Raw genomic sequence first — 26,204 nt, forward strand, 5'->3', positions numbered from 1 at the left:
GCGCGCCTGCACCGCCGGGTCGAGCACCGCTACCTCGACGAGGTCGCGGACGACCTCGACGACGCCGTCGCACGGGTCGTCACGGCCAAGGACGAGCGGCGGGCGCTGTCCGTCGGGGTCGTCGGGAACGCGGCCGAGGTCTTCCCCGAGCTGCTCCGGCGCGGCGTCCCCATCGACGTCGTCACCGACCAGACCAGCGCCCACGACCCGCTCAGCTACCTCCCCGAGGGCATCGGGCTGGAGGAGTGGCAGGGGTACGCCGAGAGGAAGCCCGAGGAGTTCACCGACCGGGCGCGGGCGTCGATGGCGCGGCACGTCGAGGCGATGGTCGGCTTCCTGGACGCCGGCGCCGAGGTCTTCGACTACGGCAACTCGATCCGGGACGAGGCGCGCCAGGGCGGCTACGAGCGCGCCTTCGCCTTCCCCGGCTTCGTGCCTGCCTACATCCGGCCGCTGTTCTGCGAGGGCAAGGGCCCGTTCCGCTGGGCCGCCCTGTCCGGCGACCCGAAAGACATCGCCGCCACCGACCGCGCCGTCCTCGACCTCTTCCCCGACGACGACCGCCTCCACCGCTGGATGCGCGGCGCCCAGGAGCGGATCGCCTTCCAGGGGCTGCCGGCGCGGATCTGCTGGCTGGGCTACGGGGAGCGCGACAGGGCCGGGCTCGCCTTCAACGACCTCGTCGCCTCCGGGGCGGTGAGTGCGCCGATCGTCATCGGCCGCGACCACCTCGACGCCGGCTCCGTCGCCTCGCCCTACCGGGAGACCGAGGCGATGGCCGACGGCTCCGACGCCATCGCCGACTGGCCGCTGCTCAACGCCCTGGTCTCGGCGTCGTCGGGCGCCGACTGGGTGTCGATCCACCACGGCGGCGGCGTCGGCATCGGCCGCTCGATCCACGCCGGGCAGGTCTCGCTCGCCGACGGCACGGCGCTCGCGGCGCAGAAGCTCGAGCGCGTGCTGACCAACGACCCCGGGATGGGCGTCCTGCGGCACGTCGACGCCGGGTACGACCGCGCCGACGAGGTGGCCGCCCAGCGGGGCGTCCGCGTCCCCATGCGCGGGTCCTGACCCGCTCCGGACCCCGCTAGGTGGTGCGTCGGGCCGGGGCCGGGTCGAGGAAGGAGCGGACGGCGTCGAGGAAGGCGCCAGGTGCGCCGAGGTGGACCTCGTGTCCCGTCCCGAGGGTGACGACGCGGCCGTCCGGCACGATCGCGGCGAGCTCCTCGACGTGCTCGGCCCGCACGAAGCTCAGCGGCCCGCCGGCGACGACGAGCAGCGGCTGCGTGACGGCCGCGAGGACCTCGGGCCAGTCGGCGGCGGGGGAGTCGACCTCGGGTCGGACCTGCTCGACGACCCGCCAGTCGAAGCCGGGGTCATAGTCCGGGCGCGGCGGCGGGTCGGACGGGCGGGGGTGCAGCAGCCCGACGTCCTCGAGCACCACCCGCCGGACGCGGTCCGGCCCGGCGACGGCAGCCCGCAGCGCCACGAGGCCGCCGAGGGAGTGCCCGACGACGTCGGCCGGCCCGGGCACCGAGCGGAGCAGGGCCGCGAGGTCCGCCGCCATGGTCGCGACCGAGTAGACGTCGGTCCGCCCGCTGGCGCCGTGGCCCCGCAGGTCGACGGCGTGGACGTCGCGGTCCGGCACGAGCCCCGCCACCGCCGCGTCCCAGGTCCTCGCGTCCGCGCCGGTGCCGTGGACCAGGACGACGGGCGGGAGGCGCGGGGCGGGGCAACGGTGGACCAGCACCGACAGGGCGACGTCCCCCACGTCGACGGTCACGCGCTCCGGCACCCCCCGGTCATCGCGAGCCACCGCGCCGTCACCCCGTCCGATCAGGCGGGGTCGGTGACGTCGGCGACGTCGGCGTCGAGGACCGCGACGAGGGCGTCCGCCCCGACCGTCGCCGCGACGCCGTGCGCCCCGGCGCCGACCGACACCGTGCGGCCGGTGATCGAGGCGTCGGCGACCACCGGCAGTCGGCGCAGCGACCCGAACGGCGTGATCGTCCCGCGCTCGTAGCCCGTCACGTCCCGCGCCGTCGCGGCGTCGGGCATCGACATGCGCTTCACGCCCAGGTGCGCCCGCAGCTTGGGCCACGAGATCTCGCGGTCGCCGGGGACGAGGACGAAGAGGTAGTCGTCCTCGGCCCGGCGCACGACGAGGGTCTTGACGATGCCGGCGGGCTCGACGCCGCGCAGCCGGGCCGCCTCGGCCAGCGACCCGACCCGGCCGTGCCGGGTGATGTCGTAGGCGATGCCGGAGCGGGCAAGCGCCCGGCGGGCCCGCTCGTCGGCCCCGACGGGGGCGGCCGCGTCGTCGACGGGCGGGCGGTCACCGCCGGTCCCGGGCCCGTCGTCCATCCGGCCACTCTAGGGCCCGACGTCGCGGCGTCGGTCGGCGCCGCCGGAGTCTTGCCCCCGAGACAAATCGCGCGTCCGTTGCGCCCCGCAGCAGCCGTTCCGTTGGTGCAATGGTCGCCATGTCCAGCAGGCCGGCACCCGAGGCGTCAGCGCGCGCCTTCGCCCGGATGTGGGGGGACCTGGAGTCGGTGGGGCTGGACGCCTCGAGCGGGGGCTACCGGCGGTTCGCCTGGACCCGCACCGACCACGACCTGCGCGAGTGGTTCGCGGGGGAGTGCGCCGAGCGCGGGCTCGACCTCACGACCGACCGCATGGGCAACCAGTGGGCCTGGTGGGGCGACCCGGACGCCGCGGTGGCCGCGGGGGACCCGGGCGTCGTCGTCGGCTCGCACCTGGACTCCGTGCCGGAGGGCGGCGCGTTCGACGGCCCGCTCGGCGTCGTCAGCGGGCTCGCCGCCGTCGACGCCCTCCGCGAGCAGCAGGTGACGCCGTCCCGGCCGATCGGGGTCGTGAACTTCGCCGACGAGGAGGGCGCCCGCTTCGGGGTGGCCTGCGCCGGCTCCCGGGTCATCACCGGCGCCATGCACCCCGAGCGCGCCCGCGGGCTGCGCGACGTCGACGGCATGACCCTCGCCGAGGCCTTCGAGCTGGCCGGCGGCGACCCCCAGCACCTCGGCCGCGACGACGAGACCCTGCGCCGGGTCGGCACCTTCGTCGAGCTGCACATCGAGCAGGGGCGGACGCTGGAGGACCTCGGGCGGGCCGTCGGGGTCGGCAGCGACATCTGGCCGCACGGCCGCTGGCGCATCGACGTCCCCGGCATGGCCAACCACGCCGGGACGACGGCCATGGACGACCGCGAGGACGCGATGCTCGGCGTCGCCACGGCCATCCTCGCCGCCCGCCGGGCCGCCGAGCAGCACGGGGCCCTCGCCACCGTCGGCAAGGTCGAGGTCGTCCCCGGCGGCGTCAACGCCATCCCCAGCTGCGCCACCTGCTGGCTCGACGCCCGCGGCCCGGACGCCGTCGCCGTGCGCCGCGTCGTCGACGAGATCCGCGACGTCGTCGCCGACTTCGACGCCCTCGTCACCGAGGAGTCGTGGACCCCGTCGACGGCCTTCGACCCCGCGCTCGCCGCGCGGATCGCCGCCACGCTCGCCGCCGCCCCGATCATCGGCACCGGCGCCGGCCACGACGCCGGCATCCTCGCCAACGCCGGGGTCCCGACGGCGATGCTCTTCGTCCGCAACCCCACCGGGGTCAGCCACAGCCCCGACGAGTGGGCCGCCGCGGACGACTGCGTCGCCGGCGTCGGTGCCCTGGCCGCCGTGCTCGCCGACCTCGCGGGACCGACCGCTGCATGAGCGCCTTCTGGTGCGAGCACGCGATGCTTCCGGGCGGCGTGCGGCGGCACGTCCGGGTGCGCACCGAGCGCGGGCGCATCGCCGAGGTCACCGCGGACCTGCCGGTCGAGCCCGGTGACGTCGTCCTCCACGGCCTCGTCCTGCCCGGGCTGGCCAACGCCCACAGCCACGCCTTCCACCGCGCCCTGCGGGGCCGCACGCACGCCGACGGCGGCAACTTCTGGACCTGGCGAGAGGAGATGTACTCCCTCTCCGAGCACCTGGACCCCGACAGCTACCGGCGCCTCGCGACCGCCGCGTTCGCCGAGATGGTGCTCGCCGGGTACACGGCGGTCGGCGAGTTCCACTACGTCCACCACGCCCCCGGCGGCACCCCCTACGACGACCCCAACGCGATGGGCGAGGCGCTCGTCGTCGCGGCCGCCGACGCCGGCATCCGCCTCACCCTCCTGGACACCCTCTACCTCGAGGGGGGCCTGACCGGCGGCGGCCACGTGCCGCTGGACCCGCAGCAGCAGCGGTTCTCCGACGGCAGCGCCGCCGCCTGGACCGAGCGCGTCGGCGCCCTCGCCCCGGACGGCGACTGGCGGGTGGGCGCCGCCGTCCACTCGGTGCGGGCGGTGCCGGCCGCGGAGATCGGCGAGCTGGCCCGCGCCGTCGGGCTGCAGGGCTGGCCGGTGCACGTCCACGTCTCCGAGCAGCCCGGCGAGAACCTCGCCTGCCAGTCCTTCTACGGGCGCACGCCCGTCGCCCTCCTCGACGACGAGGGGCTCTTGGCCGCCGGAGCCTCGCTCGTCCACGCGACGCACCTCACCGACGACGACGTCGCCCGGGTCGGCGCCGCCCGAGCCCCGGTGGTCTTCTGCCCGACGACCGAGCGCGACCTCGCCGACGGCATCGGCCCGGCCCGGGCCCTGGCCGACGCCGGGGCGCACCTCGCGCTGGGCTCGGACCAGCACGCCGTCGTCGACCCCTTCGAGGAGCTGCGCGGCCTCGAGATGCACGAGCGCCTCGACACCCTCGAGCGCGGCCGGTTCGCGCCGGCCGACCTGCTGCGGGCGGCGAGCCTCGACGGCTACCGCGCGCTCGGCTGGGACGACGGCGGCCTCCTCGCCTCGGGCCACGTCGCGGACCTCGTCGCCGTCCGGACCGACAGCCCGCGCACGGCCGGTGCGGCGCTGGACCAGCTGCTCTACGCCGCGACGTCGGCCGACGTCACCGACGTCGTCGTCGGCGGGGAGCACGTCGTGGCCGGCGGGCAGCACCGGCTGGGCGACGTCGGGCGGCTGCTGGCCGACGCCGTCCGGGCGGTGCGGCGGTGACCGGCGCCGGGTCCTCGACGGTCGTCACGGGCATCGGCCGGCTCGTCACCTGCGCCGGGCCCGACGGCGACGTGCCCGTCACCGACCGCTCGGTGCCGGCCGCCGAGCGGCTCGGGGTCCGTGAGGACGCCGCCGTCGTGCTGGAGGCGGGCGCCGTCGCCTGGGTCGGCCCGGCCGGGGACGCCCCCGCGGCCGACCGCCGGGTCGACGTCGGCGGCCGGGCCGTCGTGCCCGGCTTCGTCGACAGTCACAGCCACCTCGTCCACGCCGGCGACCGGTCCGCCGAGTTCGCCGCCCGGATGGCCGGCGAGCCCTACGACGGCGGCGGCATCGGGGTGTCGGTCGCCGCCACCCGGGCCGCGTCCGACGACGAGCTGCGGGGCCTCCTGGCCGAGCGGGTGGTGGCGGCCCGCGCGCTGGGCACGACGACCCTGGAGGTCAAGAGCGGGTACGGGCTCACGGTCGAGGACGAGGCCCGGGCGCTGCGCCTGGCGGGCGAGGTCACCGCCGAGACGACGTTCCTCGGCGCGCACGTCGTCCCGCCCGAGGCCCGCGCCGACCGCGGGTCCTACGTCGACCTCGTCACCGGGCCGATGCTCGCCGCCTGCGCGCCGCACGCCCGCTGGGTCGACGTGTTCTGCGAGCCGAACAGCCCGCACGCCTTCACCGGGGAGGAGTCCCGCGCGGTGCTGGTGGCCGGACGGGACGCGGGCCTCGGGCTGCGCGTCCACGGCAACCAGCTCGGCCCCGGTCCGGGCGCGCGGCTCGCCGTCGAGCTCGGGGCGGCCGCCGTCGACCACTGCACGTTCCTGTCCGACGACGACGTCGCCGCGCTCGTGGACGCCGCGGACACCACGGTCGCGACGCTGCTGCCCGGCGTGGAGTTCTCGACCCGGATGCCCTACCCGAACGCCCGGCGGCTGCTCGACGCCGGGGCGAGCGTGGCGCTGGCCTCGGACTGCAACCCGGGGACCTGCAACACCTCGTCGATGCCGTTCGTCCTCGCCCTGGCCGTCCGTGAGCTGCGGATGACCGCCGCCGAGGCGCTCGTCGCCGCCACTGTGGGCGGGGCCCGGGCGCTGCGGCGCGAGGACGTCGGCCGGGTGGCCGTCGGGTCGCGCGCGGACCTGGCCGTCCTGGAGGCGCCGTCGCACGAGCACCTCGCCTACCGGCCGGGCATGCCGCTCGCCCGGGCCCTCGACCTCTGACGCCGCGCCGGCGGCGCCGGGGTCAGGAGATGGGCTGGTTCGCGACCTCACCCGGCAGGTGGCCGCTGCTGTTGCGGTAGTAGTTGGCGGCCTTGCGCTCGGTGAGGGTGCGGGCGACGCCGACGGCCAGACCCATCGCGGCGGCGTAGGACAGCGCGCGCAGCACGGGGGCGTCGGGGTCCTTGGGGTTGATCTCCCCCTGCCCGGCCTTGGCCCAGACGATGTTGACGACCTTCGTCGCCAGGATCCCGGCCAGGATGGGTCCCCCGGTGCCGAGGATCTTCCAAGCGAACTTTCCCATGGGCTGTCCTTCGTGGATCGGTGCAGGTCGGGGCGGTGCGACGCGGCCCGGACAGGTCGCCCGGCCGGGTCTGTTCACTCTAACGCCGCCCGCGTTATGCTCGGGGCGTCCAACGACAGGGGAGCGCGAGAGCGCTGAGAGTGCGGTCCGCCGCAGACCCTCGAACCTGAACCGGTTAGCACCGGCGGAGGGAGTCGGGAAATCTCGGGCGTGCCCTGCCGCCGTACGCGGCGGTGGTGCCCGCCTCCTCCTGGTCATCACCGACCACGGGAGAAGCAGCACATGGCCACCACCAGCACCACCTACGAGCCGCCGCCCACCCGGCGCTCCATCACCGCCACCCGCCCGCTCATGGGCTGGCGCACCGTCGACATCCTCACCGTCGCCTTCCTCGGCGCGGCGTTCGGCGTCGCGTTCTGGGCCTGGGGGATCTTCTACAACGGCCCGGTCACCGCCCTGCAGATCGGGTACGCCCCGCTCCTGGGTCTGTTCGTCGGGCCCTGGCTGCTCGCCGGCGTGGTCGGCGGGCTCGTCGTCCGCCGGCCGGGTGCGGCGCTGTTCTGCGAGGTCGTCGCCGCCCTCGTCTCGATGATCCCCGGCACGGCCTGGGGCGCCGGGGTCCTCTTCGCCGGCATCCTCCAGGGCCTCGGCGCCGAGCTGGCCTTCGCGATCCTCGGGTACCGGTTCTTCGGCGTCGCCGCGGCGGCCCTGGCCGGCGCCCTGTCCACCCCGCTGGAGTGGCTCTACGAGACCGGCCGGTTCCCCGACTCCTGGGCGAGCATCCCGGTGCTGTCCTCGTTCGCCGGCAACGGCGGCTACTACGCCGAGTGGGTGTGGCGCGACAAGCTCGCCTACCTCGGCTGCATGGCGCTCTCCGGCATCGTCCTCGCCGGGGTGCTCGCCTGGGTCGTCACCCGCGCGCTCGCGGCGGCGGGGGCGCTGTCGGCGTTCCCGCCCGGCCAGGAACGCCGGGAGTCCCGGGCGGTCTGAGCCCCGTGACGGTCACCGCGCCGGCCCGCGGCCGGGTGGAGGTGTCGGGCCTGACCTGGCGCCCCTACGGCCGCCGCGAGCCGGTGCTGCGCGCCGTCGACCTCACCCTGACGCCCGGCGAGCGCGTGCTGCTCGTCGGGCCGTCGGGGTCGGGGAAGTCGACGCTGCTGCGGGCGCTCACCGGGCTGCTCGGGTCGGTCGAGGCCGGTGAGCTGACGGGCTCGGTGACGGTCGACGGCGCCGGCCCCGGGGCGCGCCCGGGGACGGTCGGGCTCGTGCTCCAGGAGCCGGGCGCCGGGGTCGTCGCCGCCACCGTCGGACGCGACGTGGCCTTCGGGCTGGAGAACGTCGGGCTGCCCCGGGAGGCGATGCCGGACGTCGTGCGGCGCTCGCTGGCGGCGGTCGGGCTCGGCGGGCTCGACCTGGACACGCCGACGTCGGCGCTGTCCGGCGGCCAGACCCAGCGGCTGGCGCTGGCCGGCACGTTGGCCCTCGACCCGTCGGTCGTCCTCCTCGACGAGCCGACGGCGATGCTCGACCCGACCTGCGCGGCCGAGGTCCGGGCCGCCGTCGGGGCACTGGCCCGCGACGGGGGACGGACCCTCGTCGTCGTCGAGCACGTGCTCGGGCCCTGGACCGACCTCGTCGGGCGGCTCGTCGTGCTGTCCGCGGACGGGCGGGTCGTCGCCGACGGTCCGGTGCGGGAGGTGCTCGCCGCGGAGCGGGAGGTCCTGCTCGGGATGGGGATCTGGGTGCCCGGCGCGCCGCCGCCGGAGCCGCTGGTCGTCCCGCCCGGCCTCTGCACTGCGGCGAGGGCGCCCGCCCTCACCGCGCCCCCGTTCGGCGTCGACCGCACCACCCGTCACCTCGACGGGACCGCGCGCACCGTCCGGGCCGCCCAGCTGGACGACCCACTGGCCGCCCGTCCGGGGACGCTGACGACGCTCGTCGGCCCCAGCGGGTCGGGCAAGTCGACGCTGCTCGCGGCCCTCGCCGGGTTCCTCCCGACGACGCCCGAGGCCGCGGTCCGCGTCGGCGACGACACTGTCCCCGCCGACCTCGACGCGCCGGACCTGGCGCGGGCGCTGGCCTGGGTGCCGCAGTGGGCGAGCTCGACGATCGTCACCGACCGGGTGCTCGACGAGGTGCTCGCGACCTCCCGCGCCCTCGGCCACGACGACGCGGCCACCCACGACCGGGCGCACAGGCTGCTGGCCGTCCTCGGCCTGGAGCACCTCGCGGAGGCCGACCCGCGCGAGCTGTCCGGCGGCGAGCAACGCCGCCTGGCGGTGGCGGCGGCGCTGCTGCACGGCCCGCCGGTGCTCCTGGCCGACGAGCCGACCGTCGGCCAGGACCGGCACACCTGGGCCGCGGTGCTCGGTCTGCTCGACGCCCACCGGGCCGCCGGCGGTGCCGTCGTCGCGGCCACCCACGACGCGAACGTCGTCGGGCGCGCGGACGTCGTCCACCGGACCGACGCACCGCCCCGACCCCCCGACCCCCCGCCGACGCGGACCCCCCTGGTGGCCCGCTGCGGTCCGCTGGCCCTGCTGGCCACCGCCTTCCTCGGCATCCCGGCCGGGGTCCTCTCGCCGCACTGGAGCACGACCCTCCTCGTCGTCGCCACCCAGGTGGTGCTCGGGGCTCTGGCGCTCGCCGCACCGGGCGACGGTCCGGGTCCGCCGCACCGGCTCCGGACGGTCGGCCTACGGCTGCTGCCGGGGCTGTTCGCCGCGGCCACGACCGCGTGGTCGACCTGGCTGCTCGCGGGCCACGACCTCGACATCGCGTGCACCGTCGGGCTGCGGGTCGTCGTCATCGTCCTGCCCTCGGCCGTCCTTGTCCCGTGGCTGGACCCCGACCGGCTGGGCGACCACCTCGCGCAGCGGCTGGGGCTGCCGGACCGGCCGGTCGTCGCCACGGCGGCCGCCCTCCAGCGGGTGCACACCTTCGGCGCCGTCTGGACCGAGATCGGGCGGGCCCGGCGGGTCCGCGGCATCGGCGTGTCCGCGCGTCACCCGCGGACCGTCGCCGCGCACCTCGCGGCGTCGACGATGGGGCTGCTCGTCCGCACCCTGCGGGCGGCCGCCGAGCTGGCCGTCGCCATGGACGCCCGCGGCTTCGCCACCGCCCAGCGACGCACCTGGTGGGCCCCCGCGCCGTGGCGGTGGGGCGACACCGCTCTCGTGCTGCTGGGGCTGCTGCCGCTCGTCGTCGCCGTCACGGCCCGGTGAGGCCGGTCGGGGTTCCACCCGAATGAGGGCCTCCGTCCGTACTCTCCCCTGAACCGGGTCGCCGGACAGGGCCCCGGGTGGCCGGGCAGCGAGGGGAGGGACCGAGATGGCCGATCGCAGCGGCTTCGACGACTACGTCCGCGAGCGGTGGCAGCCGCTGGTACGGACCGCCGCCCTGCTCACCGGGGACCGGCACTCCGCCGAGGACCTGGCGCAGGAGGCGCTGGCCCGGGCCGCCCAGCACTGGCACCGCGTGGACCCCGCGACGGCCGACGCGTACGTGCGCCGCATCCTCTACACCCGCTCGGTCGACGCCTGGCGCTGGCGCCGCCACCAGCCCGACCCCGCCGAGCCCGGACCCGACGCGTCCAGCCCGGACTGCTCGGTCGACGCCGACACCCGGCTCACCCTCGCCGACGCGCTGCGCCGCCTCACCCCGCGCCAGCGGGCGGTGCTCGTCGTCCGCTTCTACGAGGACCGCACCGAGGTGCAGGCCGCCGCGATCCTCGACTGCTCCGTCAACACCGTGAAGTCCCAGACCCGTCACGCCCTGGCCCGGCTCCGCGAGCTCGCCCCCGAGCTCGCCGAGACCTTCGGCCGCGAGGAGGTGTCCCGATGAGCGTTCCCGACCGCCTCACCGTCCAGCTCGACGCCCTGGCCACCCGCCTGGCCGACGACCCCGAGCCGCCGCCCGCCGCCGACCTGTGGCGCGCCGGCTCCCGCCGCCGGTGGCGCGAGCGCGGGCTGGCGGCCGCCGCCGTCGCCGCGGTGCTCGCCGTGGCCGCCGGGGTCGTCCTGCCCGGCAGCGGCACCCCCGAGACGATGCCCGCCGCCGACCCCGGGGTCCCGGTGACCGGCTACCCGACCGACGTCGCCCCGCCCTGGCGCGAGGACCTGACCGGGCCACCCGGAGCGACGGCCCTCGTCGTCGCGCCGGTCGACGCCCGGGAGGAGTGGCACGTCGTCTCGCCGACGGGCCGGGTCCGCACGTTGGCGACGCCGTCGTCCCTCCCGGTGCCGGCGAGCCCGTCGCTCTCGCCCGACGGCCTGCTGCTGCAGGAGGACGGGCTGCTCGTCGTCGACCTGCGCACGGGCCGGTCGGTCGTCGACGAGGTCACGCTCCGCACCGCCCGGAACGAGGGGCTGACCGCGCTGCCGGGGGTCTGGTCGCCGGACTCGGCGCTGCTCGCCGCCCCGCTCGTCGGCCGGTCGGCGACGTGGACCACGGAGGTGCGGCTCGTGAACCGGGAGGGCCGGGTGTCCCGGCTGCCGGAGCTCGCGGCCGGCCGCGAGGCCGCGCTCGCGGGCTGGCTCGACGACCGGACGCTGCTCGCCGTCGCGGCCGACGGCGGCGGACCGCTGCGCGTGTGGTCCTGGACGGTCGGCGCGGACGCCTGGGCGCCCGGCGCCCGGGTGCCGTGGGACCGGATGGAGGGGACCGACGTGCTGTCGGCGTCGCTGTCGCCGGACGGGACGCGTCTCCTCGTCGGTGGTGCCACCCGGCCCGCCGACGCCGAGACGGCGCCCGCGGCGGTCCAGACCCACGTCGTGCCGCTCACCCGGGCGGACGTCGAGGGCCGGGCCGCCCGGGAGGGCACGCTCCCCGCAGGCGTCGACGAGGTGCGCATCGCGCCGGCCGGGGGCACCCGGTGCCCCGTCGTGTGGCGCGACGGGCGGCCGCTGGCCACGAGCGGGGACGTCGTGCTGCCGGGGGACCCCGACCGCACCGTCGTGCGGGTGTCCTCCTCGCTCGGGGGCGGGTGCGTCACCGTCGCCGGTGGGGCGCTGACCGGGTCGCCGGTCGACACGGAGGGGAGCCTCTGGCGGGAGCGGGCGCGGACCGCGCTGCCCTGGGCGCTGGTCACCCTGGCCGCCGCCCTGGCGCTGGGGACGCTGGCCCGGCGCCGGAGCTGGCGCGAGGGGTCCGAGCCGCTGCCGACCACCCTGGCGCCCCACCACCCGACCAGCCGCTGAGGGGGCGGCACCGCCGGCGGCGCACCGCCGCCGGCGGTGTCGGTGGGCGCGGGCATACTGGACGCTCGTGCCTGCCGACCCCGTCACCACCCCCGACGCGCGGGTCCGCATCCCGCGGGAGATCTGGGTCCTCATCGCCGCGGGGTTCGTCATCGCCCTGGGCTTCGGCCTCATCACCCCGGTGCTGCCGCGGTTCGCGCAGAGCTTCGACGTCGGCGCCACGGCCAGCAGCGTCGTCGTCAGCGCCTTCGCGTTCTTCCGGCTGCTGTTCGCCCCGGCGGGCGGCCGGCTCATCGCCCGCCTCGGGGAACGGCCGGTCTACCTCACCGGGCTCGTCATCGTCGCCATCTCCACCGGCGCCACCGCCTTCGCGCACTCCTACTGGCAGCTGCTCGTCTTCCGCGGCCTCGGCGGCATCGGGTCGGTGATGTTCACCGTGTCCGCGGTCGCGCTCATCGTCCGGCTCGCCCCGCCCTCGATCCGGGCCCGGGTCTCGTCGGCCTACGCCTCCTCGTTCCTCATCGGGGGCGTCGGCGGCCCCGTGGTCGGCGGGCTGCTCGGCGGGCTCGGGCTGCGGGTGCCGTTCATCGTCTACGCGGTGGCGCTGCTCGTCGCGGCCGGCATCGTGTTCGTCTTCCTCAAGGACGCCTCGCTGCGGCCCAAGGAGGGGGACCCGGTGCTGCCGGTCATGGCGGTCCGCGACGGCTGGCGGGACTCGGCCTACCGGGCGGCGGTGGGCTCGGCCTTCGCCAACGGGTGGGGCAACTTCGGGGTGCGCAACGCGATCCTGCCGCTGTTCGCCGCCGCCGTCATCGTCGACCAGAGCCTGGACCAGGCGACGAGGGAGAGCCGGCAGGCGCTCGTCGCCGGCGCCGCGCTCGCCGTGTTCGCGGTCGGCAACGCGGTCGGGCTGACCTTCGCCGGCCGGACCTCGGACCGGGTGGGCCGCAAGCCCTACATCGTCGGCGGGCTCGTCGTCTCCGGGGTCTTCACCGCCCTCACCGGGTTCTCCGACAGCCTGCCGGTGCTGCTCGGCCTCTCCCTCGCCGCCGGGCTCGGCGCCGGCACCCTCAACCCCGCGCAGCAGGCGTCGCTCGCCGACGTCGTCGGGCGCGAGCGCAACGGCGGGCCGGCGCTGGCCGCCTTCCAGATGGCCCAGGACACCGGCGCCATCATCGGTCCGGTCATCGCCGGCACGCTCGTCGACCACGGCAGCTTCGGGCTCGCGTTCGCCGTCACCGGCGTCATCACCCTGCTCGCCGCCGTCCCGTGGTTCCGGGCGCGCGAGACCCACCCGGTCCGGGCCGGCGCCCTGAGCACCTGACCCACGCGCGGCCCCGGAGGGCCGGCGAGGTCAGTGGTCGAGGGGGACCTCGCGGACCTCGCGGGGCATGACGAGCGCGGTGGCGACCAGGGCCAGCGACACGACGGCGGCGGCGACCCAGACGGTGTCCAGAGCCGGGCCGAGGACGTCGGCGGGCAGGGACTCCAGGTCCGACGGCGGCCCGCCGAGCCGGTTCGCGACGACGGTGTTGGCCACCGCGCCGAAGGCGGCGACCCCGACGGCGCTGCCGATCGAGCGCCCGAAGATCGTCGCGCTCGTGGCGACCCCGCGCTGGTTCCACGGCACCGACGACTGCGCCGCGACGACCGACGGGCTCGCGACGAAGCCGAAGCCCAGGCCCATGACGAAGCACGGCACCCCGAGGGCCAGCACCGAGCTGTCCCCGTCGACGAGCAGCAGCCCCGCGGCCCCGACGACGGCCACGACCGACCCGAGGAGCATCGTCCGGCGGAACCCGATGCGCAGGTACAGCCGCCCCGCGGTCGACGCCGCGATCGGCCACCCGACCGTCATCCCGGCCAGGGCGAACCCGGCGACGACCGCGCCGGTGCCCAGCACGGCCTGCGCGTAGAGCGGCACGTACGAGGTGAGCCCGAGAAGCAGGACGCCGACGACGAGCGAGGCCGCCATCGCCCCGGACACCGCCCGCTGCGAGAAGACCCACAGCGGCAGGACCGGCTCCGGTGCCCGGCGCTCGACGACGACGAAGGCGCCGAGGAGGACGACGGCGCCCGCGAGCAGGACCGCGGTGGGCACCGACAGCCAGGGCCACAGCACCCCGCCCTCGAGCAGGGCGACGAGCAGCGCCACCGTGCCGAGCAGCAGCAGTGCGGTGCCGACGACGTCGAACCGGGGCCGGCCGGCCCGGGTCCGCGGCGTCTCGGCGAAGCGGCGCCACATCATCCAGGCCGCCACCGCCCCGAGCGGCAGGTTGACGAAGAAGATCCACCGCCAGGAGAGGTACTCCGAGAACACCCCGCCGAGGGTCGGACCGACGAGCGAGGCCATCGCCCACACGGACGCGACGTAGCCCTGGACGGTGGCGCGCTCGGCGACGGAGTAGATGTCGCCGATGACCGTCATCCCGATGGGCTGGATGGCCCCGGCGCCGATGCCCTGGACCGCGCGGAACGCGACGAGGGCCCCCATCGACCACGCGAGCCCGCACAGCAGCGACCCCAGGACGAACAGCGCGATGCCGACGAGCAGCATCGGCTTCCGCCCGACGAGGTCGGCGAGCTTGCCGTACACCGGGATCGAGACCGCCTGGGCCAGCACGTAGACGGAGAACAGCCACGGGAACTGGGAGAGCCCGCCGAGGTCGCGCACGACGGCGGGGACGGCGGCGGCGAGGATCGTCGCGTCGATGGCGACCAGGCCGGTGCTGAGCATCACCGACAGCAGGACCGGGCCGCGCTCGCTGCGCAGCCCGACGCTGGAGCGGGGCACACGGGCGGCGGCGGGGGACGTCACCGCAGGGCCAACCCGGCCGTGCGGCGCGTCATTCCGGGGCTACCAGCTCGTCTCGGTGCACGAGCGGGTGCCGCGCGGCTCGACCTGCAGCGTCGCGTGGTCGATGGCGTAGCGCTCGCGCAGGACGCCGCCGGCGGCCGCGAGGACGTCGCCGGGGTCGGCGCCGTCGACGCACACGAGGTGCGCGGTGGCGACGTGCATGCCCGAGGTGAGGGTCCACAGGTGCAGGTCGTGGACGTCGACGACGTCGGGGACCTCACGCAGCGCCTGCTCGGCCTCCCCGGGGTGGATGCCGGGCGGGGCGTGCTGGGCCAGGACGGCGACGACCTCGCGGCCGAGCAGCACGGCCCGCACGGCGACGAAGACGGCGATGGCCAGGGCGACGCCGGTGTCCCAGGCCGCGTTCCCCGTCGTGGCCACGAGCACGCCGGCGACGATCACCCCGACCGAGCCGACGGCGTCGGCGACGACCTCGAGGTAGGCGCCCTTGACGTTGAGGCTCTCCTGGGCCCCGCCGCGCAGGAGGAGGAGCGAGACGAGGTTGACGGCCAGCCCGAGGCCGCCGACGACGAGCATCGCCGTGCTGGCGACCTGCGGCGCGGAGCCGATCCGCCCCAGCGCCTCGACCACGATGTAGACCGACACCCCGAGCATGAGCAGGACGGCGAGCCCGGAGGCGAAGACCTCGGCCCGGTAGGACCCGAACGTGCGGCGGCCGGTGGTGTCCGGGCGGGAGGCGATCCGGGTGGCGACGAGCGCCGCGCCGAGGGCGACGACGTCGGCGGCCATGTGCCCGGCGTCGCTGAGCAGGGCCAGCGAGCCGCTGACCAGGCCGGCGACGAGCTCGACGACGAAGAACCCGGCGACGAGGACGAAGGAGACCCGCAGGCGCCAGCGGTGCGCGGCCCCGGCGTGCCCGGCCGGAGCGGCGCCGTGCCCGTGCCCCGCGCCCATCGACCGCCTCCCGTCCCTCGCCGGTCCGGCCGCGTCCTCGTGCGGACCCGGCCCGCCCCGACGCTACTCGCCGCGTTACCGTGCCGCGATGAGCGCCCCGCCCCCCGGCCACCCGCCGAGCGACGTCGAGCGACGCGTCCTGGACGCCCTCGACGAGGCCGAGCTCGTCGACACCCTCACCGCCCTGGTCCGCGTGCCGAGCATCACCGGCAGCGCCGAGGAGGGGGAGGCCCAGCGACTGCTCGGCGGCTGGTACGAGGACGCCGGGCTCGAGGTGGACCTGTGGTCCGAGGACCTCGACGCCCTGCGCGCCGACCCCGGCTTCCCCGGCACCGAGGCCCCCCGCGACGAGGCCTGGGGGCTGGTCGGGACGACCCCGGGCGAGGGCGACCCGGCGCTCGTCCTCCAGGGGCACGTCGACGTCGTCCCGGTCGGGGACCTGTGGTCCTGGGCGCACGACCCGTTCGCGGCCACCGTCGAGGACGGCCGCCTGCACGGGCGCGGCGCCTGCGACATGAAGGCCGGGCTCGCGGTGAACCTCGCCGTCGCCCGTGCGATGCACCGGTCCGGCGTGCGCACCGAGCGGCCGCTGGCGCTGCACTCGGTCGTCGGGGAGGAGGACGGCGGCCTCGGCGCCTTCGCGACGCTGCGCCGGGGCCACCTCGGCGAGGCCGTCGTCATCACCGAGCCCACCGGCGGCCGGCTGCTCACGGCCAACGCGGGGGCGCTGACCTTCCGCATCGAGGTGCCCGGACGCGCCACCCACGGCAGCACCCGCCTCGAAGGGCAGTCCGCGGTCGAGTCCTTCGTCCTCGTCCACGAGGCGCTGCGGGCGCTGGAGACCGCGCGCAACGCCGACGCCGACCCCCTCTTCGAGGGCAACCCGCTGCCGTACGCCATCACCGTCGGCACCGTCCGGGCCGGCGACTGGGCCAGCAGCGTCCCCGACCTGCTCGTCGCCGAGGGGCGGCTCGGCGTCGCGCTCGGCGAGAGCACCCGCGCCGCCGCCGCCGACCTCGAGCGGGCCGTCGCCGAGGCCGCCGCCGGGGACCCGTGGCTGCGCGACCACCCGCCGCGGGTGTCGTGGCCGGGCGGGCGCTTCGCCTCCGGCCGGCTGCCCGCGGGCCACCCCTTCGCCGACGAGGTCGCGGACGCCGTCGAGGCCGTCGGCGCCGGGCGTCCGGGCGTCGGGGCCGCGCCGTACGGCTCGGACCTGCGCCTCTACGCGGGCGAGGGCGTCCCCACCCTCCAGTACGGCCCGGGCGACGTCCGGCTGGCGCACTCGACCCGCGAGTCGGTCGCCCTCGACGAGGTGGTCGGCGTCGCGCGCGCCCTCGCCGTCCTCGCCGCCCGCCGCCTCGGCGCCCACTGACCCGCCCGCCCCCGCGGGGGCGTCAGTCGGCCGAGATCTGGACCCGGGCGTCGCTCCGCCCGGTGTGCAGCTGCCAGAGCCGGTCGGCGAGCACGGCTGGGTCCTTCTCGGGGTCGCCCTCGACGATCTGCCCGCCGATGACGAGCTGGGCGACGTGGATGCCCTCGTCCGCGAGCTCGTCGTGCAGCAGGTCGATGTAGGCGCGCTGGCCGGCGAAGGCCACCGAGGTGCCGGTGACGGTGCGGCCGGGCGTCACGGCGGAGCCGCCGTTGACGAAGAGGATCGACGGGCTGGCGTCCTCCGGAAGGAAGCGCATGCCGGGCAGGACCTGCTGGACGGCGGCGACGGGGCCGTACACGGAGAACTCGACCGGGCCGACGAGGTCCTCCGGCCGGGTCTCGAGCACGGGGCGCATGAAGTCCTTCTGCGGCAGCGGGCTGTACTGGAGGACCTCGATCGGGCCCATGGTCTCGGTGACCTCCTCGAGGGTGGCGCGCAGGGACGCGGGGTCGCGGACGTCGGCGGTGAAGCCCTGCGCCCGGATCCCCTCGGCCTCCAGCTCCGAGGCCAGGGCGTCGACCCGGCCCCGGTTGCGCGCGACGAGCGCGACGGCGAAGCCCTCCGCGCCGAACCGACGGGCGACGGCCTTACCGAGCCCCTGACCTGCTCCGATGATCGCGAGTGTCGTCATGACCGGTGCAACGAGGCCGTCCGCCCTCGCATTTCCTCCACGGGGGATCCGGCGCACCGCGGCCCGTCCCCGGGCCTGCGTCGCGGCGCCGCGAGGCGGCCGCCGGCGGGCTGGAAGGATGGACGCCATGAACGACGCCGAGGTCACCATCGACGGACTGCCCGCGCGCTACCTCACCTCCCGCCCGGTGGCGGAGGACGCCCCGGAGGTGGCCGGCCTCCTCGCCGAGCACCAGCGCGCGGCCAAGGGGTCCTCGGGCGTCGACCCGGACGCGGTGCTGGCCCAGCTCGTCGGCGTCGGCTCGTGGACGCGGCGCCAGATCCTCGTGCGCGACCCCGAGGAGCGGCTGCTCGCCTGGCTGTCGGTGCACGACCGGGCCGCCGGCCGCACGCTCGTCGACGTCACCGTCGGCCCCGGCCTGCCCGACGACGAGGCCGCCGACCTCGCCGGGCACCTGTTCGCCTGCGCCGAGCGGCACGCGCTCGACATCGCCGCCATGCGCGGGCTGCGCACGACGCTGCTGGACTCCGGCGCCTACGCCGACGACGCCCGGCAGCAGGGCTGGCTCGACCGGGCGGGCTACCGGCGCACCCGCACCTGGCTGCAGATGACCCGGCCGGTGCGGCCCGAGGAGGTCGGCGGCCTCCCCGCCCCGCGCGAGGGAGTCGTCGTCCGGCAGCCCGAGCGCCACGACGACGGGCTCCCCGTCGCCCAGGACCTCCAGGCCATCCACCGGGTGCTCGAGGAGTCCTTCCAGGACCACTTCAGCTCCTACCGCGAGAGCTTCCCGGAGTTCGTCATGCGCCAGCGCGAGGAGCCCGGCCACCGCTGGGACCACTGGTGGCTCGCGACGGTCGAGACCGACGACGGCCCGCAGCCAGCGGGCGCGGTCGTGTCGACCGTCGTGCCGGCCGACGACAGCGGGGCGGAGGGCAGCTACGTCGACTACATCGGCGTGCACCGCCGGGCCCGCGGGCGCGGCGTGGCCAAGGCGCTGCTGCACGCGGTCATCGCGGACGCCGCGCAGCGCGGTCGCAACCGGGTCGGGCTCGAGGTCGACGCCGACAGCCCCACCGGCGCCGACGGGCTCTACACCTCGCTGGGGTGGGTCACCGACTACGAGACCCAGTCCTGGCACCGCGACCTCGACCTCTGAGGAGTCCCGGCCGGCGCCGCCGCGGCGCGAGCGCTACTTGGCGATGTCGACGACGAGACGCGTCGGGTCGCTGAGGGTCGTGACCCGGAACGGCCGCCGCTCCCCGCGCAGGCCGATGAACCCGTCGCCCCGGCCCTCGAAGCCGCCCCAGATGGCCGGGGCGTAGGTGACGACCGTGCCCTCGAGGCTGCGGGGCGACGGGTCGCGCGGCGGCGCGTCGTCCCCGCCGGGCGTCTCGACCGTCGTCAGGCCCACCGAGAGGTAGGAGTCGCCGGGCACGTCGACGGGGTCGCCGCTCACGTCGTCCTTGGGCTCGTCGACGTAGCGGACCCGGTAGGTGGGCGTGCCGGTGCCGGTGAACTCGTAGACGACGCGGTCGTAGCCCGCGTGCCGCCCGACCCGGGAGGCCACGCCGATGCCGACGCTGGGTCCGAGCCGCGGCCAGGCCGGCGAGCGCTGCTCCTGGAGGCCGAACCCGTCCTCGGCCGGCGCGGAGTCGGTGGTCGAGGGGGTGACCGAGCCGCTCGGCGACGGGGACGCCGACGTCGTGGCCGGCGCCGGCTCCGAGGGTGAGGGCGAGGTCTCGGGGGCGGAGGTCGTGGGGGCTGCCGAGCCGGGGGCCGACGTGGGGGAGGCGGCGGAGGTGCCGGCCGAGGGCTGCTCGTCGCCGGAGGAGCAGGCCCCGGCGGCCAGGGCCACCGCGACGGCCACGACCACCGCCGGGCGGCCGGGCACGGCGCGTCGTCGCGGGGTGGCGCGGGGGGACGTCGGGGCGTCGGGCATCGGGGCTCCTCTCACGCGGGCCATGGTCCCGCAGGCGAGGTGCGCGGCGCGAGGGGCTCGCCGGGCGCCGCGCCGGGGATCGGCCGAGCCCGCGCGCCGGGTCGCGGCGAGCGGCCATACTCCCGGGATGGACCTCAGCCTGCGCCGGCTCGTCATCCCGGCGAACCAGCGCCGCAGCCTCGAGGAGCTGAGCGCCGACCTCGACCTGCGCTCGGGCGACCGGCGTGCGGCGTACACCGCGTTCTGGACGATGCTCACGCTCTCCGCCGTCATCGCCACCGCCGGCGTCCTGTCGGACTCCACCGCCACCGTCATCGGCGCCATGATCATCGCGCCGCTGTCGACGCCCATCATGGGGATGGCGCTCGGCATCGTCCTGCGCCGCCGGCTCAAGGCCGGGCGGTTCGTCATCGGCGGCATCGTCCTCGTCGTCGCCACCGGGTGGCTGTTCGCGGCCCTCGCGCCGGGCACCGTCGACCTCACGACGAACAGCCAGGTGACGGGCCGGACCTCGCCGGGGGTGCTCGACCTCGTCGCCGCCGTCGCCACGGGGTTCGCCGGGGCGCTGGGCCTGGCCCGCCGCGACGTCGCCGCGGTCCTGCCCGGCGTCGCCATCGCCATCTCGCTCGTGCCGCCGCTGGCCGTCGTCGGCGTCTGCCTCGGCGAGGGCGACCGGGGGGCCGCGTTCGGGGCGGCGCTGTTGTTCACGAGCAACGTCGTCGCCCTCGTCCTCGCCGGCACCGTGCTCTTCGCCGTGCTCGGCTACGCCGAGGTCCGCGAGGGGGAGCGGACGGGGGTGCGGGCCCGCAGCTACGTCGGGCTCGCCGCGCTGCTGCTCGTCGTGCTCGTGCCCCTGGGGGTCAACACCGCGCTCGTCTTCTACCTCGCCGACCTCGGGGACCGGGTGGACCAGGGGGCGCGGCGGTGGGTGTCGACCATCCCCGGGGCGGAGGTGACGAGCGTCGACACCGAGACCGCCGGCTTCACCGTCAACGTCCGCAGCCCGCTGGACCCGCCGCCGACGTCCGAGCTGCTCGCCGACCTGCGGGACGCCGGCGTGCCCGCGTTCTTCGACGTCACCGTCGAGCTCACGACCGGCCGCCGGACCGAGGCCGGTCCGATCCCCGCGGACCCGGCCCCGTGACCGGCGCGAGCCCGGTCCGCCACGTCGTCCTCGACGTCGGCCGGGTCCTGCTGCACTGGGACCCCGACCTCGCCTACCGCGACCTCGTCCCCGACGACGCCGAGCGGGCGTGGTTCCTCGCCGAGGTCTGCGGGCCCGCCTGGAACACCGAGCAGGACCGCGGCCGGTCCTGGGCCGAGGGCGAGGCCGAGGCGATCGCCCGCTTCCCCGACCAGGAGGTGCGAATCCGCGCCTACCGGCCCGCGTGGGCGCGGATGGTGCCGCATCCCCTGGAGGCCGGCGTGGCCGTCTACGAGGCGCTGCTCGAGCTCGGCACCGACGTCACGCTGCTCACGAACTTCGCCGCCGACACCTGGGCCGAGGCCTGCCGGCGGTTCCCTGTCCTGCGGCGGGCCCGTGGCGTCACCGTGTCCGGCGAGGTGGGTCTGGTCAAGCCCGACCCCGGCATCTACCGGCACCACGCGGCCTCGTTCGACCTCGACCCCGCCGCCACCCTCTTCGTCGACGACTCGCCGGCCAACGTGGAGGGCGCCCGGGCCGCCGGCTGGTCGGCACTCCTCTACGCCGACGCCCCGACCCTGCGCGCCGACCTGCGGGGGCACGGCCTGGACCTGGAGCCCGGGCCCGCCACGTCCGGTCCGACGTAGCCTGGGCGGCATGGCAGGACGGGTGGCGCTGGCCCTGGGGTCCGGGGGCGCCCGCGGCTACGCCCACATCGGCGTCCTCCAGGTGCTGGAGGAGCGCGGGCTCGAGGTCGTCGCCGTCGCCGGCACGTCGATGGGCGCGCTCGTCGGCGGGCTGGCCGCGGCCGGGCGGCTCGACGCGTACACCGACTGGGTCACCGGGCTCACCCAGCGCGACGTGTGGCGGCTGCTGGACATGAACCTCGGCGGCGGCGGGGCCATCCGGGCCGAGCGCATCTTCACCCGCGTCAACGACATCCTCGGCGGCGCCCTCATCGAGGACCTGGCCGTCCCCTTCACCGCCGTCGCCACCGACCTCAACCACCGGCGCGAGGTGTGGTTCCAGCGCGGGCCGGTCGCGACGGCGATCCGGGCCTCCGTGGCCATCCCGAGCCTCGTGACGCCGATCGTCGTCGACGGCCGTCTGCTCGTCGACGGCGGCCTGATGAACCCGGTGCCCATCGAGCCGACGGCCGCGGTGATGTCCGACCTCACCGTGGCGGTCAGCCTCCAGGCCGGGCACAGCACGGGGATGGCGGTGGCGCCGGTGCGCACCCCGGGGCCGCTCGCCGGCTCGGTGCGCTCGCTGACCCACCGGATGAGCGCGCTCATCGCCGGCTCGCACGACGCGGCCACGGCGCCGGGCGCGGTCGACGCCGTCGCCGAGGTCGAGGCGGTGACGGACGGCGGGCCGCCCGCCGTGGGACCCGCCGGCCCCGGCTACACCCCCGCCCCCCGCGACCTGGCGTCCGCGGAGATCTTCAACCGCTCCTTCGACACCATGGCCGCGCTCATCACCCGCTACCGGATGGCGAGCAACCCCCCGGACGTCCTCGTCTCGGTGCCCTCGGACGCCTGCCGGACCATGGACTTCCACCGCGCCGGCGAGATGATCGCCCTCGGCCGCGAGCTGACCGCCCGCGCGCTGGACGACGCGGGGTACTGACCCGTCGGCGGTGGCCGTGGCAGCATCGGGGGCCATGCCCGAGATCCACACGGGGGGCGCCGACGCCGCCCTCGACCAGCGCCTCGGCGACGAGCTCGACGCCCACAACGCCGCCGCGACGCCCGGTATCGGCCGCGCGCTGCTCGAGGCCTTCGAGGCCGAGGCGCGGGCCCGCGGCTGCACCCACGTCTTCGCGACGTCCTTCACGTTCCAGGCGCCGGACTTCTACCGCCGCCTCGCTTACGTCGAGACCTTCCGCTGGGACGCCCTGCCGACCCCCGGCCGCGACGACGTGCACCTGCGCAAGGACCTCGCCGCCGCCGGCGACACGCGGTGACCGAGCCGACCCGGTGGGTGCGCCCTCGCGCACGTCGAGGCCCGCAGCACCGGGGCGCCGCTGGACCGGTCGCTGCGGGTGACCCTGAACTTCCACCCCGACCGGGTCGCCGGCGCCGGCCTGACCATCGACGCCCTGGCCCGGGACGGGGTCTACCGCTCGCAGTTCGAGACCGGGACGAGCGCCGGCGGCCTCACGGCCCACCCCGGCGGTGACCGCGCTCGGCCACGCCGTCGCACGGGACGGGGTGTTGGACGCCCGCGTCGTCGGGGACGCCGCCCGCACCGGCACCCACCACCCCCAGCTGGTCAAGCAGATCTGGCACCTCACCGCCCGCTACGGCGGCCCCCTCCGGGCGTAGCGTCGAACGGGTGAGCATCCGACTCGGTTACCAGATCCCCAGCTTCAGCTACCCCGGCGGCGACCCCATCCGCATCGCCCCCACCGTGGTCCAGCAGGCCCGCGAGGCCGACGCGGCGGGCTTCGACGCCGTCTTCGTGATGGACCACTTCTACCAGCTGCCCGGGCTCGGCGACCCGAGCGAGCCCATGCTCGAGGCGTACACGCTGCTCGGCGCGCTCGCGACGGCGACCGAGAACGTCCAGCTTTCGACCCTCGTCACCGGCAACACCTACCGGAACCCGACGCTCCTGGCCAAGGCCGTCACCACCCTCGACGTGATGAGCGGGGGCCGCGCGGTCCTCGGGCTCGGCGCGGGCTGGTTCGAGCTGGAGCACCAGCAGCTGGGGTTCGAGTTCGGCACCTTCACCGACCGGTTCGACCGGCTGGAGGAGGCGCTGGCCATCCTCGAGCCGATGCTGCGCGGCGAGCGCCCGACCGTCTCGGGCGACTGGTACCGCACCGAGTCGGCGATGAACGAGCCGCGGGTGCGCGACGACCTGCCGATCCTCATCGGCGGCAGCGGCGAGCGCAAGACCTTCAAGTACGCCGCCCGGCACGCCGCGCACCTCAACCTCATCTGCGACACCGCGGAGATCCCGCGCAAGCTCGACGCGCTCGCGCAGCGCTGCGAGGAGGCCGGCCGCGACCGCGCGACGCTCGAGACCAGCTACCTCGGGTTCGTGATGATGGCCGAGCGCGCCGACGACGCCGAGCGGCTCCTGCACGACCACCTCGCCGCCCGCGGCACGGACCTGGACTCCCTCGACGACGAGCAGCGCCGCCGCGTCACCGACCGGATGTTCGTCGGGACGCCCGACGAGGTCGCCGGGCTGGTCAAGGAGCGCGTCCTGGATCAGGGTGTCGACGGCATCGTGTTCAACATGGTGGCCAACGGGCACGAGCCCGGCGTCGTCGAGATGGCCGGCAAGGCCCTCGGCCCGCTCGTCGGCAAGGGCTGACCACGCCGGGGGCCCTCGCCGCGCCCGCGGTGTCCGTCTTGCCAGGTCACGGGGCCGGGCGCAGAATGACGAGCATCCACCCTCGTCGACGCGGGAGGTCCGAACATGACCACGGCGCACCCGGACCAGCACGCCTCCACGGAGCATCGGGACCCGGGACCGACGGGGCTCGCCACGGACCTCGCGGACACGGTGACGACCGTCCTCGGCTCGATCGACGGGCAGCGGATCACCCACCACAAGGGGGTCGTGCTCGCCGGGACGTTCACGGCGACACCACGCGCCCGCGAGTTGTCGCGGGCGGCGCACCTGCAGGGTGACCCGGTGCGGGTGACCGTGCGGTTCTCCAACGGCTTCCCGAGCACCGAGGAGCGCGACGACACCGTCGGCGACCCGCGCGGCATGGCCGTGAAGTTCTACCTGGACGACGGCTCGACGACGGACCTGGTCTGCCAGGACTGGCCGGTGTTCCCGGCCCCGACACCCGAGGCGTTCCGCGACCTGCTGCGCGCCCAGCACGAGGGCCCGGATGCCGCCGAGCGCTTCCTCGCCGAGAATCCGAAGTGCGCCGCGGCCGGCGAGGTCGTCGGCGCCGTCGGGATGCCGCCGCGCAGCTGGGCCACCGTCGTCTTCAACTCCATCAACGCCTTCCGGCTCGTCAACGCCGACGGCGAGGGCCGCTTCGTCCGCTGGCGCCTGGACCCCGAGGCCGGCTCGCACCCGCTGGGCGAGGACGAGCTCGCGGGCGTCGCCAAGGACTACCTGTTCGACGGCGTGGCCGGCGCGCTGCCCATCCGCTACCGGCTGCTCGCCCAGCTGGCCGAGGACGGCGACGACACCACCGACCCGAGCACCGCCTGGCCGGCCGAGCGCGAGTGGGCGGACCTCGGCGTCGTCGAGGTCACCGGCCCGGACGACACCCGCGAAACCGGCGACGACGTCCTGGTCCACGACCCGATGCGCCTCGTCGACGGCATCGAGCCCTCCGACGACCCGATCCTGCGCATCCGTCCATATGTCTACGCCGAGTCGGTCCGCCGCCGCAGCGGCGCCGAACCCCCGCCGCACCTGACCTGAACAATCCCGCCGTCCATGTCCCGGGATCCCCGGCGTCAATACACACTGTATGGGTATCAGGGTATCCTCGAGACATGGGTTCGCTGCTCCAGATCCGTGACGTCCCCGAGGACGCGCGCCGCTCGCTCAAGGCCCGTGCGGCCGGGGAGGGGAGGTCGCTCAACGCCTACCTGCTCGACGTCATCGCCCGTGAAGTCTCCACCCCGACCGTCGCCGAGGTCCTGGAGCGGGCGCGCAGCCGCTCAGAGCGAGCCGAAGTGTCCGCCCTCGACGTCGTGCGGGACGCGCGGGCGGAGCGCGAGGTCCGCGGGGGGCGCCCCCGCACGTGATCGTCGTCGACTGTGCTGCGGTCGTCGACGCGCTGGCCGCGGTCGACGGTGGAGAGGCATTGGAAGAGGAGCTGGCCCGCAACCGGCTGCACGCCCCATCGCTCTTGGACTACGAGGTCGGCTCGGCCGTGCGGGGTCTCGTCCTCGGCGGGCACCTCGGCGTGAACCGCGCGCGCGACCTCCTGGCCGACTACGACGCCCTGCCGGTACGGCGCTGGCCGGACGCCGCCGCGCTCCGGGACCGTGCCTTCGACCTGCGGGCGAACGTCAGCGCCTACGACGCGGCCTACGTCGTCCTGGCCGAGGCGCTGGGCTGCCCGTTGCTCACCAGAGATGCGCGGCTGGCCCGTGCGGTCGCCGGCCTCGTCGAGGTCCGGCTGCGCTGACGGAGGTGGTGTCGGTGGTCGGTCGCAGGATGGTGCCGTGCCCGAGGGCGACAGCGTGTACCGGCTCGCGCGCCGGCTGGACCGGCAGCTCACCGGGCACGTCGTCGTGCGCTCGCAGCTGCGCCACCCACGGCTCGCCACGGCCGACCTCGCGGGCCGGGAGGTGCTCGACCACGAGACCCACGGCAAGCACCTCCTCACCCGGTTCGGCCCTCTCGGGGACGAGGACGGCTCCGACGCCGGGCTCACCCTCCACAGCCACCTGCGGATGGACGGCGAGTGGTCCGTCACCCGGCCCGGCCGCCGCCTCCCCGGCCGGATCATGCACGAGGTCCGGCTCGTCCTCGGCCTCGACGACGACCGGACGGTGTGGGGGCTGCGCCTGCACGACCTCGACCTCGTCCGCACCC

Annotated in this window: 27 protein-coding genes, 1 pseudogene and 1 riboswitch; of the genes and pseudogenes, 21 read left to right on the forward strand and 7 right to left on the reverse strand. The window is 76.3% G+C overall.

The window, feature by feature from the left end; all coding sequences use genetic code 11:
- Window positions 1-1,071, forward strand: a 1,071-nt coding sequence (gene hutU, locus EPD83_RS15065; protein ID WP_165566800.1) for a urocanate hydratase, incomplete at its 5' end; no start/stop codon positions are given.
- A gap of 16 nt (window positions 1,072-1,087) precedes the next feature.
- Here the strand turns inward: hutU and EPD83_RS15070 are convergent.
- The gene (locus EPD83_RS15070; RefSeq protein WP_235950648.1) at window positions 1,088-1,795 is read right to left on the reverse strand and encodes an alpha/beta fold hydrolase; all 708 of its coding nucleotides are present in this window, start codon (window positions 1,793-1,795) and stop codon (window positions 1,088-1,090) included.
- 41 nt (window positions 1,796-1,836) lie between these two features.
- Entirely contained in the window at window positions 1,837-2,364 is a 528-nt protein-coding gene (locus EPD83_RS15075; protein ID WP_128368119.1) for an aminoacyl-tRNA deacylase, read from the reverse strand.
- 119 nt (window positions 2,365-2,483) lie between these two features.
- Here EPD83_RS15075 and EPD83_RS15080 point away from each other — a divergent pair, with 119 nt between their 5' ends.
- The 3 genes from EPD83_RS15080 to hutI are packed head-to-tail and all read left to right on the forward strand — an operon-like array spanning window position 2,484 to window position 6,258.
- Window positions 2,484-3,728 (forward strand): allantoate amidohydrolase, encoded by a 1,245-nt coding sequence (locus EPD83_RS15080; protein WP_235950650.1) that lies wholly within the window; start codon window positions 2,484-2,486, stop codon window positions 3,726-3,728.
- Entirely contained in the window at window positions 3,725-5,050 is a 1,326-nt protein-coding gene (locus EPD83_RS15085) for a formimidoylglutamate deiminase (RefSeq protein ID WP_165566801.1), read from the forward strand. Before EPD83_RS15080 ends, EPD83_RS15085 begins: the two co-directional genes overlap by 4 nt.
- Entirely contained in the window at window positions 5,047-6,258 is a 1,212-nt protein-coding gene (hutI, locus tag EPD83_RS15090; RefSeq protein WP_165566802.1) for an imidazolonepropionase, read from the forward strand. The genes EPD83_RS15085 and hutI overlap by 4 nt, the downstream gene beginning before the upstream one ends.
- A 22-nt stretch (window positions 6,259-6,280) precedes the next feature.
- Here hutI and EPD83_RS15095 read toward each other — a convergent pair whose 3' ends face one another.
- Entirely contained in the window at window positions 6,281-6,559 is a 279-nt protein-coding gene (locus EPD83_RS15095) for a DUF4235 domain-containing protein (RefSeq protein ID WP_165566803.1), read from the reverse strand.
- A 107-nt stretch (window positions 6,560-6,666) separates the two neighbouring features.
- Window positions 6,667-6,769: riboswitch (TPP riboswitch) on the forward strand.
- 72 nt (window positions 6,770-6,841) lie between these two features.
- Here EPD83_RS15095 and EPD83_RS15100 point away from each other — a divergent pair.
- From EPD83_RS15100 to EPD83_RS15120, 5 genes are all read left to right on the forward strand, one after another.
- Complete coding sequence (locus tag EPD83_RS15100) at window positions 6,842-7,549, forward strand: ECF transporter S component (RefSeq protein WP_128368484.1); 708 nt, start codon at window positions 6,842-6,844, stop codon at window positions 7,547-7,549.
- A 5-nt stretch (window positions 7,550-7,554) separates the two neighbouring features.
- Entirely contained in the window at window positions 7,555-9,783 is a 2,229-nt protein-coding gene (locus tag EPD83_RS15105) for an ATP-binding cassette domain-containing protein (RefSeq protein WP_235950651.1), read from the forward strand.
- Window positions 9,784-9,889: 106 nt separating this feature from the next.
- Window positions 9,890-10,402, forward strand: a complete 513-nt coding sequence (locus tag EPD83_RS15110; RefSeq protein WP_128368332.1) for a SigE family RNA polymerase sigma factor — start codon at window positions 9,890-9,892, stop codon at window positions 10,400-10,402.
- The gene (locus tag EPD83_RS15115; protein WP_128368331.1) at window positions 10,399-11,757 is read left to right on the forward strand and encodes a WD40 repeat domain-containing protein; all 1,359 of its coding nucleotides are present in this window, start codon (window positions 10,399-10,401) and stop codon (window positions 11,755-11,757) included. The genes EPD83_RS15110 and EPD83_RS15115 overlap by 4 nt, the downstream gene beginning before the upstream one ends.
- Before the next feature lie 67 nt (window positions 11,758-11,824).
- Entirely contained in the window at window positions 11,825-13,081 is a 1,257-nt protein-coding gene (locus EPD83_RS15120) for an MFS transporter (protein ID WP_128366059.1), read from the forward strand.
- A gap of 30 nt (window positions 13,082-13,111) precedes the next feature.
- On the opposite strand, the gene EPD83_RS15125 is transcribed toward EPD83_RS15120, so the two are convergent.
- Both EPD83_RS15125 and EPD83_RS15130 read right to left on the reverse strand, forming a co-directional pair.
- Window positions 13,112-14,575 carry an MDR family MFS transporter gene (locus EPD83_RS15125; RefSeq protein ID WP_235950652.1) on the reverse strand — a complete coding sequence of 488 codons (1,464 nt, stop codon included), beginning with the start codon at window positions 14,573-14,575 and terminating at the stop codon, window positions 13,112-13,114.
- Between the two features lie 39 nt (window positions 14,576-14,614).
- Window positions 14,615-15,529 carry a cation diffusion facilitator family transporter gene (locus EPD83_RS15130; protein ID WP_128366058.1) on the reverse strand — a complete coding sequence of 305 codons (915 nt, stop codon included), beginning with the start codon at window positions 15,527-15,529 and terminating at the stop codon, window positions 14,615-14,617.
- An 88-nt stretch (window positions 15,530-15,617) separates the two neighbouring features.
- Between EPD83_RS15130 and EPD83_RS15135 the strand changes: the two genes are divergently transcribed.
- Window positions 15,618-16,901, forward strand: coding sequence for an ArgE/DapE family deacylase (locus tag EPD83_RS15135; protein WP_128366057.1), 1,284 nt, complete (start codon window positions 15,618-15,620; stop codon window positions 16,899-16,901).
- Window positions 16,902-16,923: 22 nt separating this feature from the next.
- Here the strand turns inward: EPD83_RS15135 and EPD83_RS15140 are convergent, their stop codons facing one another.
- Window positions 16,924-17,592: an SDR family NAD(P)-dependent oxidoreductase gene (locus EPD83_RS15140; protein WP_128366056.1), complete on the reverse strand. Its 669-nt coding sequence runs from the start codon at window positions 17,590-17,592 to the stop codon at window positions 16,924-16,926.
- A gap of 127 nt (window positions 17,593-17,719) precedes the next feature.
- Between EPD83_RS15140 and EPD83_RS15145 the strand changes: the two genes are divergently transcribed.
- Entirely contained in the window at window positions 17,720-18,748 is a 1,029-nt protein-coding gene (locus tag EPD83_RS15145; protein ID WP_128366055.1) for a GNAT family N-acetyltransferase, read from the forward strand.
- A gap of 33 nt (window positions 18,749-18,781) precedes the next feature.
- Here EPD83_RS15145 and EPD83_RS15150 read toward each other — a convergent pair whose 3' ends face one another.
- Window positions 18,782-19,531 carry an AMIN-like domain-containing (lipo)protein gene (locus tag EPD83_RS15150; RefSeq protein ID WP_128366054.1) on the reverse strand — a complete coding sequence of 250 codons (750 nt, stop codon included), beginning with the start codon at window positions 19,529-19,531 and terminating at the stop codon, window positions 18,782-18,784.
- A gap of 127 nt (window positions 19,532-19,658) precedes the next feature.
- On the opposite strand from EPD83_RS15150, the gene EPD83_RS15155 reads away from it, so the two are divergent.
- From EPD83_RS15155 to EPD83_RS15200, 10 genes and pseudogenes are all read left to right on the forward strand, one after another.
- Window positions 19,659-20,675 carry a DUF389 domain-containing protein gene (locus EPD83_RS15155; RefSeq protein ID WP_128366053.1) on the forward strand — a complete coding sequence of 339 codons (1,017 nt, stop codon included), beginning with the start codon at window positions 19,659-19,661 and terminating at the stop codon, window positions 20,673-20,675.
- Complete coding sequence (locus tag EPD83_RS15160) at window positions 20,672-21,322, forward strand: HAD family hydrolase (protein ID WP_128366052.1); 651 nt, start codon at window positions 20,672-20,674, stop codon at window positions 21,320-21,322. Before EPD83_RS15155 ends, EPD83_RS15160 begins: the two co-directional genes overlap by 4 nt.
- A 10-nt stretch (window positions 21,323-21,332) precedes the next feature.
- Window positions 21,333-22,304, forward strand: coding sequence for a patatin-like phospholipase family protein (locus EPD83_RS15165; RefSeq protein ID WP_128366051.1), 972 nt, complete (start codon window positions 21,333-21,335; stop codon window positions 22,302-22,304).
- 34 nt (window positions 22,305-22,338) lie between these two features.
- Window positions 22,339-22,641, forward strand: coding sequence for a GNAT family N-acetyltransferase (locus tag EPD83_RS15170; RefSeq protein ID WP_128366008.1), 303 nt, complete (start codon window positions 22,339-22,341; stop codon window positions 22,639-22,641).
- 78 nt (window positions 22,642-22,719) lie between these two features.
- Window positions 22,720-22,860 (forward strand): annotated as a pseudogene (locus EPD83_RS20760) (DUF3626 domain-containing protein); the annotation flags it as partial.
- A 152-nt stretch (window positions 22,861-23,012) separates the two neighbouring features.
- Window positions 23,013-24,002, forward strand: a complete 990-nt coding sequence (locus tag EPD83_RS15180) for an LLM class F420-dependent oxidoreductase (protein ID WP_128366009.1) — start codon at window positions 23,013-23,015, stop codon at window positions 24,000-24,002.
- Between the two features lie 105 nt (window positions 24,003-24,107).
- The gene (locus EPD83_RS15185; protein ID WP_128366010.1) at window positions 24,108-25,079 is read left to right on the forward strand and encodes a catalase family peroxidase; all 972 of its coding nucleotides are present in this window, start codon (window positions 24,108-24,110) and stop codon (window positions 25,077-25,079) included.
- A gap of 74 nt (window positions 25,080-25,153) precedes the next feature.
- Window positions 25,154-25,408, forward strand: coding sequence for a FitA-like ribbon-helix-helix domain-containing protein (locus EPD83_RS15190; RefSeq protein WP_128366011.1), 255 nt, complete (start codon window positions 25,154-25,156; stop codon window positions 25,406-25,408).
- Window positions 25,405-25,794 carry a type II toxin-antitoxin system VapC family toxin gene (locus tag EPD83_RS15195; RefSeq protein ID WP_128366012.1) on the forward strand — a complete coding sequence of 130 codons (390 nt, stop codon included), beginning with the start codon at window positions 25,405-25,407 and terminating at the stop codon, window positions 25,792-25,794. Before EPD83_RS15190 ends, EPD83_RS15195 begins: the two co-directional genes overlap by 4 nt.
- 37 nt (window positions 25,795-25,831) lie before the next feature.
- On the forward strand, window positions 25,832-26,204 hold a 373-nt coding region (locus tag EPD83_RS15200), incomplete at its 3' end, for a DNA-formamidopyrimidine glycosylase family protein (RefSeq protein ID WP_322095795.1).

The organism is Phycicoccus flavus (assembly GCF_004025965.2).
Classification (GTDB): Bacteria; Actinomycetota; Actinomycetes; order Actinomycetales; family Dermatophilaceae; genus Phycicoccus; species Phycicoccus flavus.